At 69.3% G+C, this 15,714-nt stretch carries 11 protein-coding genes; 7 read left to right on the plus strand and 4 right to left on the minus strand.

Annotation, left to right across the window (positions count from 1 at the left end):
• The first annotated feature begins 4 nt into the window (after positions 1-4).
• Genes hutU through hutH form a run of 4 tightly spaced genes read left to right on the plus strand, consistent with a single transcriptional unit; the run spans position 5 to position 5,588 of the window.
• Positions 5-1,831: a urocanate hydratase gene (gene hutU / locus DEQ92_RS17105; protein WP_115805757.1), complete on the plus strand. Its 1,827-nt coding sequence runs from the start codon at positions 5-7 to the stop codon at positions 1,829-1,831.
• Complete coding sequence (hutG, locus tag DEQ92_RS17110) at positions 1,828-2,778, plus strand: formimidoylglutamase (RefSeq protein WP_115805756.1); 951 nt, start codon at positions 1,828-1,830, stop codon at positions 2,776-2,778. The genes hutU and hutG overlap by 4 nt, the downstream gene beginning before the upstream one ends.
• Positions 2,771-4,009, plus strand: coding sequence for an imidazolonepropionase (gene hutI, locus DEQ92_RS17115; RefSeq protein WP_115805755.1), 1,239 nt, complete (start codon positions 2,771-2,773; stop codon positions 4,007-4,009). Before hutG ends, hutI begins: the two co-directional genes overlap by 8 nt.
• Positions 4,002-5,588, plus strand: coding sequence for a histidine ammonia-lyase (hutH, locus tag DEQ92_RS17120; RefSeq protein WP_115805754.1), 1,587 nt, complete (start codon positions 4,002-4,004; stop codon positions 5,586-5,588). The genes hutI and hutH overlap by 8 nt, the downstream gene beginning before the upstream one ends.
• A gap of 108 nt (positions 5,589-5,696) precedes the next feature.
• On the opposite strand, the gene DEQ92_RS17125 is transcribed toward hutH, so the two are convergent.
• The gene (locus DEQ92_RS17125) at positions 5,697-6,926 is read right to left on the minus strand and encodes an ABC transporter substrate-binding protein (protein ID WP_115821161.1); all 1,230 of its coding nucleotides are present in this window, start codon (positions 6,924-6,926) and stop codon (positions 5,697-5,699) included.
• Positions 6,927-7,020: 94 nt separating this feature from the next.
• On the opposite strand from DEQ92_RS17125, the gene DEQ92_RS17130 reads away from it, so the two are divergent.
• Positions 7,021-8,277, plus strand: coding sequence for an ABC transporter substrate-binding protein (locus tag DEQ92_RS17130; protein ID WP_115821162.1), 1,257 nt, complete (start codon positions 7,021-7,023; stop codon positions 8,275-8,277).
• Between the two features lie 99 nt (positions 8,278-8,376).
• Here the strand turns inward: DEQ92_RS17130 and DEQ92_RS23950 are convergent, their stop codons facing one another.
• The 3 genes from DEQ92_RS23950 to DEQ92_RS17140 form a co-directional block, all read right to left on the minus strand.
• Complete coding sequence (locus DEQ92_RS23950; protein WP_007276288.1) at positions 8,377-8,520, minus strand: HVO_A0556 family zinc finger protein; 144 nt, start codon at positions 8,518-8,520, stop codon at positions 8,377-8,379.
• A gap of 258 nt (positions 8,521-8,778) precedes the next feature.
• Positions 8,779-9,435, minus strand: coding sequence for a lactate utilization protein (locus DEQ92_RS17135; RefSeq protein ID WP_004978235.1), 657 nt, complete (start codon positions 9,433-9,435; stop codon positions 8,779-8,781).
• Between the two features lie 145 nt (positions 9,436-9,580).
• Positions 9,581-11,146, minus strand: a complete 1,566-nt coding sequence (locus DEQ92_RS17140; protein WP_115821163.1) for a cobyric acid synthase — start codon at positions 11,144-11,146, stop codon at positions 9,581-9,583.
• Between the two features lie 192 nt (positions 11,147-11,338).
• On the opposite strand from DEQ92_RS17140, the gene DEQ92_RS17145 reads away from it, so the two are divergent.
• The gene (locus tag DEQ92_RS17145) at positions 11,339-12,955 is read left to right on the plus strand and encodes a long-chain-fatty-acid--CoA ligase (RefSeq protein ID WP_004978241.1); all 1,617 of its coding nucleotides are present in this window, start codon (positions 11,339-11,341) and stop codon (positions 12,953-12,955) included.
• A 128-nt stretch (positions 12,956-13,083) separates the two neighbouring features.
• Positions 13,084-15,696, plus strand: coding sequence for a PAS domain-containing protein (locus DEQ92_RS17150; protein ID WP_115821164.1), 2,613 nt, complete (start codon positions 13,084-13,086; stop codon positions 15,694-15,696).
• The last annotated feature ends 18 nt before the right edge of the window (positions 15,697-15,714 follow it).

A 15,714-nucleotide genomic window follows, 5' to 3' on the forward strand; every position in this document is an offset into this window, starting at 1 on the left:
TGGTATGCACGACCAGCAATCGTCGGCGCGTCGGGACCGGCTCGGCGACCCGAGCGACGAGTGGCGCGCGTATCAGGGCGCGCCCACCGGGACGGACATCGAGTGCAAGGGGTGGCGACAGGAGGCGGCGCTCCGGATGCTCAACAACAACCTCGACCCCGAGGTGGCCGAGCGCCCCGAGGACCTCGTCGTTTACGGCGGGACCGGCCGCGCCGCCCGCTCGTGGGACGCCTACGACGCGATTCTCGCCGAACTCCGCGACCTCGACGACGACGAGACGCTCCTCGTCCAGTCGGGCAAGCCGGTCGGACGGTTCCCGACCCACGAGCGCGCCCCGCGCGTCCTCATCGCCAACTCCAACCTCGTCGGCCGCTGGGACGACTGGGAGCACTTCCACGAACTGGAGGCCGAGGGGAAAATCATGTACGGCCAGATGACCGCCGGCTCGTGGGCGTACATCGGCACGCAGGGCATCATTCAGGGCACCTACGAGACGCTGGCCGAACTCGCCCGCCAGCACTACGACGCCGACCTGCGGGGCAAACTCGTCGTCACGGGCGGCCTCGGCGGCATGAGCGGCGCACAGCCCCTCGCGGTGACGATGAACCACGGGGTCTGCATCGCCGCCGAAGTGCAGGCCGACCGCATCGAGCGCCGGGTCGAGACGGACTACCTGATGGAGTCCGCCGACTCGCTGGACGAGGCGCTCGAAAACGCCAAGGACGCGATTGAGGCGGGCGAGCCCTACAGCGTGGGCGTCGAGATGAACGCCGCCGACATGCTCGAAGAACTGCTCGCGCGCGACGAGATTCCGGACGTGGTCACGGACCAGACGAGCGCCCACGACGAACTCGAAGGCTACTACCCGAGCGGCTACACCGCAGCGGAGGCCGACCGACTCCGCGAGGACGACCCCGAGAAGTACGTCGAAGAGAGCCTCGACACGATGGAGCGCCACGTGCAGGCGATCCTCGATTTACAGGACGCGGGCGCAATCGCCTTCGAGTACGGCAACAACATCCGCGGGCAGGTCCAGGACCACCGTGGGATGACGACCGCCTTCGACTTCCCCGGCTTCGTCCCGGCGTACATCCGCCCGATGTTCTGCCGCGGGCGCGGGCCGTTCCGGTGGGCCGCGCTCTCCGGCGACCCCGCCGACATCCACCGCACCGACGAGGCGATTCGAGAGCTGTTCCCCGACCACGAGTCGCTCATGCGCTGGATAGACCTCGCACAGGAGCAGGTGTCGTTCCAGGGGCTCCCCTCGCGCGTCTGCTGGCTCGGTTACACCACCGACGACGAGGGGCTCACGGAGCGCGCCCGCTTCGCGCTGAAAATCAACGACCTCGTCGCCTCGGGCGAGGTTTCCGCGCCGGTCGTCGTCACCCGCGACCACCTCGACGCCGGGTCGGTCGCCAGCCCGTACCGCGAGACCGAGGCGATGCGCGACGGCACCGACGCGGTCGCCGACTGGCCCATCCTGAACGCGCTTCTCAACACCGCCGCAGGCGCGGACATCGTGAGCGTCCACGACGGCGGCGGCGTCGGCATCGGCAACTCGCTGCACACGAACAACCACGTCGTCCTCGACGGCTCGGACCTCGCGGCGAAGAAGGCCCGCGCCGTCTTCACGACCGACCCCGGCATGGGCGTCATCCGCCACGCCGACGCCGGCTACGAGGACGCGCTTGACGAGGCGGCCCGGTCGAACGTCCGAATCCCGATGCGAGACCACGACGCGGCCGACCGCGCCGAACGTGCCGACCGCGCGGCCGAAGACGGCGGCCACGCGACCGAGACCGGCGAATCCGCCGCCCGAGGTGACGAATGAGCCGAACCGACCCACCCGCGTGGGAGGGGACGTCGTCGGACCCGAACGACGAGCAGTTTGGCCACGTCATCACCCCGACCGAAATCGAGGACGTGGGCGACTTCCGCGCCGTCCTCGTGGGCGAGCCGTACGACGGGGCCGTCATCGGTCGGCGCGGTGCCCGCGAGGGCCCCGCTGCGATTCGGTGCGCCCTCGCCGGCGTCAAGACCCACCACTTCGACGAGGGGCCGGTCGCCGGCGTCGCCGACCTCGGCGACCTCCCGGTCGAGGCGTACAACGACGCGGACGACCCCGAGAACCACGTCGCGGACGTGCAGGCCGTCGTCGCCGACGAGGCCGCGGCCGTCTACGAGCGCGGCGCGCTCCCGGTCTTCCTCGGCGGCGACAACTCCCTGACGGTCGGGAACGTCACGCCGCTTCTCGGCGGCGACGACTCGGTCGGGGTCGTGAGCTTCGACGCCCACCTCGACTGCCGCGACCCCGCCGACGGCCCGACGAGCGGGACGCCCTACCGCCAGCTGTTCGACGCCGGTCTCGACCGCCTCGCCGTGGTCGGCGCGCGCCACTTCGAGACTTCGACCGCCTACGCCGACTTCCTGCGCGACTCGGGCGGCACCATCCTCACCGCCGACGAGGTCGGTCGCGGCCCCGTCGAGACGGCCGACTTCGCCCTCGATGCGCTGGCCGCTTGCGACCGCGTCTTCGTCAGCCTCGACGTGGACGTGCTGGACCAGACGGCCGCGCCGGGCGCGAGCGCGCCGACCCCCGGCGGCGTCACCACTCGCGAACTGTTCTCGATGCTCCGCCGCGTCGCGGCCGACCCCCGCGTCGTCGGCTTCGAGGTCGTGGAGTGCGCGCCGCCGCTGGACGACGAGGACGGTCGAACCGTCGGCGCGGCCGCCCGTGCGGTCGCCCACTTCCTCGCGGGGGTGACGTCGCGTGACTGACGCGGGTTCCACGGCCGGCCTCACGGTCGTCCACGACGCGGCCGAACTGGTCGTCGGCCCCGACGAGGGAACCGGCGTCGTCGTCCTCGAAGACGCCGCGTTCGCCGCGCTCGACGGCGAGGTAGTCGCCGTCGGGTCGACAGACGAAGTGCTCGCGGACTACCCGCTCGCCGACGCCGACACCGCCGTCGACGCGACCGGCAAGACGGTCCTGCCGGGCTTCGTCGACCCCCACACCCACGCGCTGTTCGCCGGCGACCGCTCCGACGAGTTCGTGGCGAAGCTACGCGGCGCGACCTACGAGGAGATTCTCGCCGACGGCGGCGGCATCCTCCGCACCGTCGACGCGGTCCGAGAAGCCTCCGACGAGGAGTTGGCGGCGAACCTCACGGAACACCTCGACGCGATGCTCGCCCACGGGACGACCACGGTCGAGGTCAAGAGCGGCTACGGCCTCGACACCGAGACCGAACTGCGGATGCTTTCGGCTATCGACGCGGCCGGTTCGGACCACCCGGTGGACGTGGTTCCGACGTTCATGGGCGCGCACGCCGTCCCGCGCGGCGTGGACACCGAGGAGTACACCAAGTCGGTCGTCGCCGACCAACTCCCCGCGGTCGCCGAACAGGGCATCGCGGAGTTCTGCGACGTGTTCTGCGAGCGCGGCGTGTTCACCGCCGAGCAGTCCCGTCGGATTCTGGAGGCGGGCCGCGACCACGGCCTCACGCCGAAGATTCACGCCGACGAGTTCGCCGCCATCGGCGGCACCGACGTGGCGGCCGCGGTCGGCGCGGCCAGCGCGGACCACCTGCTTCACACCGACGGCGGGGGCCGCGAGACGCTGGTCGAAGCCGGCGTCGCGCCCGTGATGCTCCCGGGCACGGCGTTCGGCCTCGGTGCCGACTACGCCGACGCCCGCGCCTTCCTCGACGCGGGCCACGAGGTCGCGCTCGCCACCGATTTCAACCCGAACTGCTTCTCTCGAAGCATGGGATTCGTCGCCACGCTCGCCAGCGTCGGAATGCGAATGACTCCACACGAGGCCATCCGCGGCGTCACGAGCGCCGCCGCGGGCGCGCTCGACCGCGACGACGGCACGGGCACGCTCCGCGCCGGGGCTCCCGCCGACGCCGTCGTGCTCGACGTGCCGACCGCGTCGCACCTCTCGTACCGGTTCGACACGAACCCCGTTTCGACCGTGCTGAAATCGGGGGTGGTCGTCCGTGGGTGACCGCACAGGCCTCCCCGATTCGGTCGTCCTCGACGGCGAGTCGCTGACGCCGGAGGACGTGGCCGCCGTTTCACGCCACGACGCACCCGTCGAACTCGCCGCCGAGTCGCGAGAGCGGATGCGCGAGTCGCGCGAGCGCGTCGAGTCCGTCCTCGACTCCGGCGAACCGGTCTACGGCGTCAACACCGGTTTCGGCCACCTCGTGGAGACCCACATCGACCGCGAGGACATCGAGCGCCTCCAGACGAACCTCGTCCGCAGCCACGCCGCCGGCGCGGGCCGCGAACTCACCCGCGAGGAGGTCCGGTCGATGATGGTCAGCCGGGCCAACACGCTCGCCAAGGGCTTTTCGGGCATCCGACCCTCGGTCGTCGACCTGCTCGTCTCGATGCTCAACGAGGGCGTCCAGCCGGTCGTCCGCTCCCGCGGGAGCCTCGGCGCGAGCGGCGACCTCGCGCCCCTCGCGCACATGGCGCTCGTCCTCATCGGGGAGGGCGAAGCCCGCGTCGACGGCGAGCGACTCCCGGGCGACGAAGCCCTGCAAGCGGTCGGTCTGGAGCCGGTGACGCTCGCCTCGAAGGAGGGCCTCGCGCTCATCAACGGGACGCAACTGACGGTCGGCCTCGCCGCGCTGTTCGTGGTCGACGCCGAGCGGACCGTCGAGGCCGCCGACGCCGCGGGCGCGCTCGCGACCGAGGTGACGATGGGGACGACGGCGAACTGCGACCCCGCCATCCACGACGTTCGCCCCCACCCCGGCCAGCAAGAGAGCGCGGCGGCGATTCGCCGCCTCACCGCCGGTTCGACCGTCCTCGAATCGCACAAGGACTGCGAGCGCGTGCAGGACGCCTACTCGATTCGCTGTCTCCCGCAGGTCCACGGCGCGGTCAGAGACGCCGTCTCGCACCTCCGCGAGGCCGTCGAAGTCGAACTCAACAGCGTCACCGACAACCCGCTCGTCTTCCCGGCGGGCGCGGTGGACGAGCGCGCGCCCGGAACCGACGTGGCCGCCGTCGTCTCCGCCGGCAACTTCCACGGCGAACCGCTGGCGCTCCGCCTCGACTACGCCGCCGGCGCGCTGACGGAACTCGCGGCCATCTCCGAGCGCCGGACCGACCGGATGCTCAACCCGGACGTACAGGAGTCGTACCTCCCGCCGTTCCTGACCGAGCGCAGCGGGCTCCGGTCGGGTTACATGATTGCGCAGTACACCGCCGCGGCGCTGCTCAACGAGTGTCGGTCGCTCGGTCGCCCCTCCATCGACTCGACGCCCGTCAGCGGCGGGCAGGAAGACCACGTGAGCATGAGCGGCCAGAGCGCCCTCAACGCCCGCACGGTCGCCGAGAACGTCGCGACCATTGTCGGCGTCGAACTCCTCTGTGGCTCGCAGGCCGCGGAGTTCCTCGACGAGGGCCTCGAACTCGGGACCGGAACGGGGGCCGTCCGCGACGCGATTCGGTCCGTGGTTCCGCCGCTCGACGAGGACCGCCGACTCGACGGCGAACTGGAGACGGCGGCCGACCTCGTCCGGTTCGGCGCGATTCGCGCGGCCATCGAGGACGCCGGGCTCTCCGGCTGATTCGTCCGCACCCACCATCGGGAGGCGGTGAGTGACCGTCGCCCCCGACTGCAAAAAACGGCCATCGCGTCGCCGGTGACACGCCCGGCGCTCGCCGCGGTTGCCGACTCAGAGGTTCCCGTTGACGATGTCGGCGACGCGCTGCCGGTCGAACAGCTGTTCCTCCTCGGGAATCTCGGGGTACGGCCCCTCGCTGTACTGGGGCCACGCGCCGAACTGGTCGGGGTAGAGCTGTTTCGCGGTCATCTCCAACTGGAACAGATTGAGTATCGGTCCCTGGTAGCGGCCGCCCTGCGCGTAGATGCGGTCGTTCTTCACGGCCGAAATCTCGGCTCCGACGGGGTCGTCCTGGAAGCCCGTCCGGATGTCGGGCATGCTCGTGTTCGGGTGCATCCCGCCGAGCGTGAGAATCACGTCGGGGTCGGCTTCGAGGAGCGTCTCGAAGTCGACGGTCGAGCCGGATTCAACGTCGTCGCCGAACGCGCTGACCGGCCTCAGCGGGCGGGTGTGGGCGGTCAGGAAGCCCGGCGTGCTCAGGTTGTAGGCGTAGATGGACTCCAGGTCGCTCGGGCCGAGGAGCACGGCGGTCGGGCGGTCCTCTTCCGTGGGGAGGTCCGCCGCAATCCCCGCGAGCAGTTCCTCGCGGACCGTAGTGAGCGCCTCGTACTTCGCCTCTTCTTGGAGCACCTGCGCGACCTTGGCGAATATCTCCCAGAGGCCGTAGTACTCGTAGGCGTCGGTCCACTCGGTCGGCGGCGCTTGATGCCGCGCGCTGAAGCTGTTGCCGAACCACGGACTGACGTTCTCCTCGATTTCGTCGAGGTCGTCTTGGCTCCAACTGCCGAGCGCCGAGACGCTGGCGGGGTCCGCGAGGTGCACGTCGCTGTCGAGTTCGTAGAGCCGCTCTTTCGACGGCTCCCACGACGAGTACAGGCCGGTCCAGTCGAGTCCGACGCCGGGGAGCCGCGGCGTGAACTGGTTCCACAGCGCGTCGTAGTAGTCCGGGGCGTGCATCGAGTTGACGGCGTCGCCGTGGCCGAGGGCGAACGCCATCCCCGCGTGGTGGGTCAGCCGCGTGAAGATGCTCTCGGGGACCGATTCGAACGTCACCTCGCCCATCGGGGCCATCGACACCGTGTACGAGTCCGCCTCGGCCGTCGATTCCGCGGTCGACTCGGTCGCCGTCGATTCGGTCGCGGCGGTCTCCGTCGCGGTCACGCCGGTCGTGGTCGCGTCCGACTCGGACGAACCGGTACAGCCGGCGAGCAGTCCGCCGGCGGCGACCGAACCGCCGTAGGTCAAGAACTTCCTGCGCGTTGGTCCGTCGCTGTCTGCCATCGTACTTTTAGGCCCGCCTAATACATATAGGCGTACCGATTTAGGCCGGCCGAAATTCCGAAACGGATTTATCCGTTTGGGAGTGGCTAAAACCATGGACCAAGACCTCGTCGACCGGGCGGCGCGCACGCGCCGAGCGTACCTCAAGGGCGGCGGTGCGCTTCTCGCGGGCGGCTTGCTGGCCGGCTGTGCCGGGCAGAACGACGCGGAATCAGCGACGGACGCGACCGAGACGGCCGCGGCGACGGAGGCCACGACCGAAGCGTCTCCCGAGCCAGAGACCGAGGCCGAACAGGCCGGCTACACGGTGTCGATGTCTCCGGCGGGCGACGTGACGTTCGAGTCGGTTCCGGCGGACGTGATGGTGTACAACCTCGTTTACGCCGACGCGGCGGTCGCCTTCGGCCACGGCGACGCGGTGAACTCTCTCGGCTTCGACAGCGACGCCGGCGGCCGGACGCTCGACGCCTACTACGAGCGCCTCGACGGCGTCTCGTTCGACCGGAGCGAGCTCGCGCAACTCAACTCCGGGTCCGGGAGCGTCAACATCGACAAGGAACTCGTCTACGAACTGGACTCCGACCTCCACCTCGTCGACCCGGCGCTCGTGGCCAGCTTCGACGGCTGGGACCAGTCGGACGTCGAGGAGATTCGCGAGCAGGTCGGCCCGTGGTTCGGCAACGCCTACAGCCGCACGCACGCCCAACCGCCCGAGCCGTACGCCGCCGACTATCAGTACTACACGCTCTGGGAAATCGTGGAGAACGTCGGGCAGGTGTTCCGAGAGGAAGACCGCTACGCGGCGCTCGAGTCGGTCCACAGCGACCTCCTCGACACGATTCAATCGGACCTCCCGCCCGAGTCGGAGCGCCCGACGGTCGGCGTCGTCATCTACATGGACGAGACGTTCTACCCCTCGAAAATCAACGTTCCCGGCTTCGCCACCTCGCACATCCGTCCGCTCGGCGTCACCGACGCCTTCGCGGCCGGCGACGTGACGTTCGAGACCTCCTACGACTTCGAGACGATGCTGGAAATCGACCCCGACGTGTTGCTCCACAGCTACGGTATCGACTCGTACTACGACGTGGCGTCGACTCGCGAGACCCTCGAAGACCACCCCGTCGGGAGCGAACTCAGCGCGGTCCGGAACGACCGCGTCTTCCCCTCGGGCACGCCGGTACAGGGGCCGATTATGAACTTGTTCCAGTTGGAGATGACCGCGAAACAGCTCTATCCCGGCCGCTTCGGCGCGTGGCCGGAGTACACCGGCGGTGCGTACCCCGAGATTCCCGAAGAAGAGCGGCTATTCGACAGGCAGCGCGTCGCCGACATCGTCACCGGTAACTGAGCCGGCCGGTTTTCCCCGGCCGTTTCTCTCGCCACCCGGCGCTGGCGGGTGGCTCGTTCGACCCGCTCGGCCCGCTCGCCTCCACGGTGGCTCGTCCGCCTACCAGAGCTGGACGGCCGGCGTCCCGCAGTCGTCGCAGACGATGGCGTCGTTGTCTTTGTAGCTCCCAGTCACGAGGTCGCCGTCGCAGTAGGTGCAGTCCTCTTCGTCGAACGAATCGAGCAGGTACGCGGATTCGGGCATATCCGACGATTCGGCTCCAGTCGTAAGAACATTTCTCCGGTTCGATATATCGCGGTCCGTGACACTCCCGAGAACTGCTCGGTTCGAACCGTCGTTTCGTCGGCGACAGTCGCGACTCGGGGCGTGGGACGCGCAAAACGGGGAACCGGGAGAACGGTGGTGGGATGCCCGGTGAGGTGGTGGTGGTGATGGATTGTCCGGGCGCAGAAGCTCCCCGGAGGAGCGTGGGAACGCGTCGAGGGGGGAGGCGAGTCGGACTTAGTAGCCCAGTTGCTCGCGGATGAGGACGACGGTGGTGCGGCCCTCTTCGACTTCCTGCCGGAAGATGAGCTGCTTCGCAATCATCGACTCGACGCCGTAGGCCTCCTTCGCGCGCTCGTTTTCGAGGGGGTACGCGACGGATTCGAGGCGGTCGAGCGCGTCGTCGAGCGTCGGCACGATTTTGTTGACGCCGCTGACGATGACGACGTTGCTGGCGGCGAAGGGGTACGCGCCGATGCGACTGCCCGAGAGGTCCGCGGCGACGAGTTCGCCCGTCTGGGCGATGGCGTTGATGCCGCCGAGGAAGTAGTCGGCGGTCTGGGAGTCGCGGCGGGCGGCCTGTCGCTCCGCGTCGTCGTCGATGCTCCAAATCTGGTCCGGCAGGCTCTCCCACTCGTGGTCGCCCTCGCTCAGGTAGTCGTCGAACCCGATCTCTTCGAGAGTGGTCGAGTGGCCGTTCATCACGGAGACGCCCGCGGGGATGTGCGACTGCAGGGTTTCGAGCGCCTCGTCGGCCGTGTCGACGACGACGACGTCGAACCCGCTCGCTTCGAGGTTCTCGACGGTCGCTTCGACGACCTCGTCGTCGGGGAGCTGGTCGAGTTCGGCGTCGATATCGGCGTCGTCTGCGTAGTCAGATTTCTGTTGAGACATGTGTGAGTGTGGTGGTGGAGCCGGTGGGTACTCCGACGCCCGAGTGTAGCGGCTAACGGGTGTTAAACGCTCGCTGACGGCGGTGTCAGGTGGTTACGGTCGTGTTACCGCCCCCGCCGCGACGGGTCGCGGTTTGGTCACTCCGCTACTCCAGTCCGAGCGCGTCGCAGAGCGCCGCCACGTCGAGGTTGTCGGCGACGAGCGCGGCGGCGCGGTCGTAGGGGTCGCCCGACGCGCCGGCGTCCGCGTCGGCCTCGGGCGTTCCCGCTGTCTCCGCTCGTTTTCCCCCTGTCGCGCCCGCCGCTCCCGTCGCCGGACGGTCGCGCCCGGCGGACTCGTACACGGCGTCCACGAACGCGTTCCGCGGCGAGTCGTTGGCGAACAGGTCGTGAATGTACGTCCCCGCGACCCGTCCGAGCGCCGCGCCGTCGCCCGAAACCGGGGTCGCGTCGCCGACGATTCGGCTGTCGCCCATGTGTATCTCGTAGCCGTCGATAGCTCCCGTCGCGCCGGCCAAGGGTCCCGCGCCGTCGAACTCGACGGAGACGGGTTCGACCCGCTTGTCGCGGGAAAAGCGCGTGACTATCGGCAGCAGGCCGAACCCTTCGACCGTCTCGTCGGCCGCCGTGCCCTCGACGTCGGCGTTCTCGATGGTCTCGCCGAGCAGTTGGTAGCCGCCGCAGATGCCGACGACCGGGCCGTCGAAGGCGGCGAGTTCGTCGCCGAAGCCGGCGTCGCGGAGCGCGAGCAGGTCGTCGACCGTGTTCTTGCTGCCGGGGAGGACCACCCCGTCGATGCCGTCGAGCGTCGCGTCGAGCGGGAGGTAGGCGACCCGGACGCCCGGCGTCTCGGCCAGCGGGCCGAAGTCCGTGGCGTTCGAGATGCGCGGGAGTCGCGGCACGCCGATTGTGACGGCGCGCTCGGCCGCGACGCCGTCGTCGTCGCCGACGGTGGCGCGCTCGCCTTCCGCGGGGAGCGCGAGGCTGTCTTCTTCCGGGAGACCGGGGTCGTCGTAGGGAAGCACGCCGAGGACGGGCACGCCGGTCCGCTCCTCGATTTCGTCGAGCCCCGGTTCGAGGAGGCTCAGGTCGCCGCGGAACTTCGTGATGACCGCGCCGACGACCCGCTCGCGCACGTCTTCGGGCAGAAGTTCGAGCGTCCCGAGCAGGCTGGCGAAGACCCCGCCGCGCTCGATGTCGGCCGCGATGAGGATGTCGGCGTCGGCGAAGCGGGCGGTCTCGATGTTCGCCAAGTCGCGGTCGTGGAGGTTTATCTCGGCGATGGAGCCGGCCCCCTCGGCGACGACCACGTCCGCCTCGGCCGCCAGCCGACGGTGCGATTCGACCGCCGCGTTGCGGGCGTCCTCCCAGTGGGTGGCGTAGTAGTCGCCCGCGGAGTTGAGGCCGACCGCCCGGCCGTGGACGACCAGTTGCGACGTGCCGTCGCCGTGGGGCTTGAGCAGGACCGGATTGTGGTCGGTCGTCGGCGCGACCCGAGCGGCGCGGGCCTGCACGTACTGCGAGACGCCGATTTCGCCGAAGCCGTCGCCGTCGGCGGTCGCGACCGCGCGGGCGTTGTTGCTCATGTTCTGCGCCTTGAACGGCGCGACAGAGAGGCCGCGGTCGGCGAACAGGCGACAGAGCCCGGCCGCGACGGTGCTCTTGCCCACGTGGCTCGCGGTCCCCGCGACGAGGAGGGTCGGCGTCGTCATCTGCCGGGAGTCAGGGCCGCGCGGTTCAAAGGTGTTCGTTTCGGGCGCGGGAGGGCGGCCCCATACCGCGACCGACGGCGTCTTCGAACGCCCCGACGACGTTCCCCGCCATACTGTGGTGGTCACGTCGATTCTGTGAAATGTTGCCGGAAGTGGTGCGTTTAGTTCGCTCGCCCGCTCGGTCTATCATGAATGAAGAAACAGTTACTCGTGACGGACTTCCTCGACCGGGCCCGGACGTACTACGGCGATTACGAGGCTGTCGTCGGCGTCGACGGGGAGCGCTTCACCTACGCGGAGTTCGGCGAGCGGGTGGACAGGTTTTCGGCGGCGCTCCAATCCCGCGGCGTCGAGAAGGGCGACCGGGTCGCGGTGCTCGACCCCAACACGCACTGCCACCTCGAAGCGGCCTTCGGCGCGATGCAGTGCGGCGCGCTCCACGTCCCGCTGAACTACCGGCTCACGACCGAGGACTACGAGTACCTGCTTTCGGACTCCGGCGCGAGCGTGGTCTACGCCGACTACCAGTACGCGGGGAAAATCGAGGCCGTCCGCGACGACGTGCCCGCCGAGGTGTTCGTGACGAACGACCCCGCCGCCGTCGACGGCGACTGGCTCGACTTCGAGGCGTTCCTCGACGAGGCCGACGCCGACGACTACGAGCGCCCCGAGATGTCCGAGGACGAACTCATCACCATCAACTACACCTCGGGGACGACCGGCGACCCGAAGGGCGTCTGCCGCACCCACCGCACCGAGTCGCTCCACGCCCAACTGGTGACGATTCACCACCACATCGCCGACGACGACGTCTACCTCTGGACGCTCCCGATGTTCCACGTCAACGGCTGGGGGCACATCTACGCCGTCACCGGCCGCGGCGCGAAACACGTCTGCACCCGCGGGGTCGACGCCGAGCAGGTGTTCGACGCCATCGCCACCGAGGACGTGTCCTTTTTCTGTTGTGCGCCGACGGTGCTGTCGATTCTGCGGGAGTACGCCGAGGAACACGACCCCGCGTACGCCGGCGACAACCCGGTTCGCGTGACCGCCGCCGGCAGCGCCGCGCCGAGCGCGACGATTCGCCACACCGAATCCGAGTTCGGCTGGGAGTTCACCCAGCTCTACGGCGCGACCGAGACCGGCCCGCTCATCGCCACCTCGGACGCGAACCGACTCATCCCCGACGAGGGGGGGCTTCGGTTCTCGCTCAAACAGCGGCAGGGCGTCGCCCCGCTCGGGACCGACCTGCGCGTCGTCGACGAGGACGGCGAACGGGTCCCGCGCGACGACGCCACCATCGGCGAGGTGGTCGTCCGCGGCAATCAGGTGATGGAGAAGTACTGGAACAAGCCCGACGAGACCCACGACGCCTTCAACGACCGCCTCGAAGGCTGGTATCACACCGGCGACCTCGCGGTCGTCAACGAGGACGGCATGATAGCGATTCAGGACCGCAAGAAGGACATCATCATCTCCGGCGGCGAGAACATCTCCTCGGTCGAACTGGAGGACACGCTGTTCGACCACGACGCCGTCGGCGACGTGGCAGTCATCCCCGCGCCGTCCGAGAAGTGGGGCGAGACGCCGAAGGCGTTCGTCGTCCCCGCGAACGGCGACGTAGAGAATCCCGGCGTCACCGCCGAGGAACTGAGCGAGTACACCCGCGACCGCCTCGCCGGCTACAAGGCCATCCGCGAGTTCGAGTTCGTCGAGGAGATTCCCAAGACGGCGACCGGTAAGATTCAGAAGTACGAACTCCGCAAGCGCGAGTGGGACGACGAAGAGCGGATGGTCGGACAGGGGTAGGTGGCGACCCGACGCCCCGGCGACCCCTGACTCGGCGGCTCCCCCGACCGTTTCGACGCTCGTCTCCCGGTGAGTCGGCCGCTTCGCCCGCAAGATATTATTGGCTCACCGAGTATCTCGTATCTAACATGTTTTCTCCGAGTTCAGGAGGCACCTCCGCCGGCGCGATTCTCTACGTCGCGGCCGACGGCGCTGCCTCCGATGCGGTCGTCTCGGCGCTTCGGGACGCCTTCGAGCGCCCGGTCACGCGCGCCGAGAGCGTCGACGCCGTGCGGTCGGCGCTCGACGACCGCACCGTCTCCTGTCTCGTCGCCGCCGCCGACCTCCCCGACGGACTCGAACTGGACGCGCTCGTCTCCCGCGACGGCTCCCGCGCCGAGTTTCCGGTCGTCGTCTACGCCGCCGCGGGCGACGAGGCGTTCGCCGCTCGCGCCGTCTCGCTCGGCGTCGACGACTACCTGATCCGCGACGACGCCGACGACTCCCACGCGGCACTCGTCGCGTCGGTTCGGTCGCTCGTGGACCCGGACACCGACGACTCCCGCCCCGGCACTCGGAGTCACCGCGTCATCGTCGAGGCGATGGAAGACGGCGCGTTCGTCCTCGACGACCGACGTCGCGTCGAGTACGTGAACCCCAGAATCGAGGAGATAACCGGGCGCGCCTCCGAGACGCTCCGCGGCGAGCAGTTCGAATCGCTCGTCGACGCCGGCCTGTTCCCCGCGGGCGAGTACGAGCGGTACCGCGACGCCGTCTCGCGGGTTCTCTCGGAGGGCGTCACCGAACGCCTCGACGTTCGGTTCGTCGACGCCGAGGGCGACCCGCGGCTGTTCGAGCTCCAGCTCTCTCCGGCCGTCGACGGCGAGAAGGCCATCGGCGTCGTCGGCATCCCGCGGGACGTGACCGACCGCGAGGTCGCCACCAACCAGCGCGGCGAACTCCTCGAACGCATGACGGACGCCTTCTTCGCCCTCGACACCGACTGGCGCTTCGTCTACTTCAACGACCGCGCGAAGACCATCTTCAGCGAGGTTCGCGAGCCCGAACTCGGCGAGCGCATCTGGGACCTGTACCCGTCGGTCGTCGACACCGAACTGTTCGACAACTACCACGAGGCGATGCGGACCCAAGAGCCGGTGACGTTCGAGACCTTCTCCGAGGTCTACGACGGCTGGTTCGAGGTCCGGGCGTATCCCTCGCCGTCGGGCCTGTCGGTCTACTTCCGCGACGTGACGACGCGGAAGCGCTACCTCCACGCCCTCGAATCGACCAACCAGCGCCTCGAAACCGTGTTGCAGAACCTGCCGATCATCCTCTCGGCGTTCGACTCAGAGGGCGTGTTCACCATGTCCGAAGGGGCCGGTCTGGAGTCGCTCGGCCGCGACCCCGGCGAGGTGGTCGGCCGGTCCGCCTTCGAACTGTACGACGACACGCCCGCGGCCACCGACGCCATCGCCAGCGGGCTGTCTGGCGAGGCGGTCGACACCCGAGTCGAGTACCACGGCGCGGTCTACGACGTGTGGTACCGCCCTGTCTTCGACGACGACGGCGAGGTGTCGAAGCTCCTCGGCGTCGCCATCGACGTCACCGACCGCGCGCGGTTGGAGGACGGTCTCCGGTCGCTACAGGCGGTCACGAGGGACCTCATTCTCACCGAGAGCGTCGAGGAGGTCGCGGCGCTGGCGGTCGAGGCCGTCCCCGAACTCGTCCCCGAGGCCGAGGCAGCCATCTGGCTCGCCGACGACGGCGGGGGACTGTCGCCGGCCGCCTCGACAGGCGACGGGTTCGAGTCGACGGTTCGAATCGAGACCGTCCCGGGCGGCCCCGAGTCGGACGCGGTCACCCGAGTCGACTCCGCGGCCGTGGATGACCGGCTCCTTCCCCCCGAGTCGGACGCGGCGTCTGTCCTCCGCGTCCCGCTCGGGAGCCACGGTCTCCTCGTCGTCGCGACCGACGCCGACGCGTTCCTCGACGTGGACGTTGACCTGTTCGAACTCTTCGGCTCGACGGTCGCCACCGCGCTCTCGGGAACCGTCCGCGAACAGGAACTCCGCAACCGCGAGGCGGACCTCGCCGCGGCCAACGAGCGACTCGACGATTTCGTCTCTATCGTCGCCCACGACCTCCGAAACCCGCTCGCGGTCGCCACCGGCTACCTCGACCTCGGGATTGAGTCGGGCGAGCGGGCGCACCTCGAACGCGCCGCCAACGCGGTCGAGCGGATGTCCGAACTGGTCGAGGAGGTGCTCGACCTCGCTCGCCAGCGGACGCCCGTGGTCGACGCCAAATCCGTCGACCTCGCCCGCGTCGTCGACCACGCGTGGCGCTTCGTCGACACCGGCGACGCGACGCTCGTCCGCGGGGAACTGTTCGTCGTCGAGGGCGACGACGGCCGCCTGCTCAGGCTCTTCGAGAACCTGTTTCGGAATTCCGTCGAACACGCCCGTCCCCCCGACGACCCGCTCGCCGTCCGCGTCGGCGCGCTCGACGACCGGACGGGGTTCTACGTCGCCGACAACGGCGTCGGCATTCCCGAGGAGATACGCGAACGCGTTTTCGACCACGGCTACACCACGACGCCGCGGGGCACCGGCTACGGCCTCGCCATCGTCCGCGACATCGCCGACGCCCACGGCTGGTCCGTCTCGCTCGCCGAGTCGGCCGAGGGTGGTGCGCGGTTCGAGTTCGTGACGCCGTCGGAGCGATCGACGGCGACTGATTCGGGAGCCCTCGACGAATGACGTACACGATTCTCGTCG

This window comes from Haloferax sp. Atlit-6N (assembly GCF_003383195.1).
Lineage (GTDB): Archaea > Halobacteriota > Halobacteria > Halobacteriales > Haloferacaceae > Haloferax > Haloferax gibbonsii.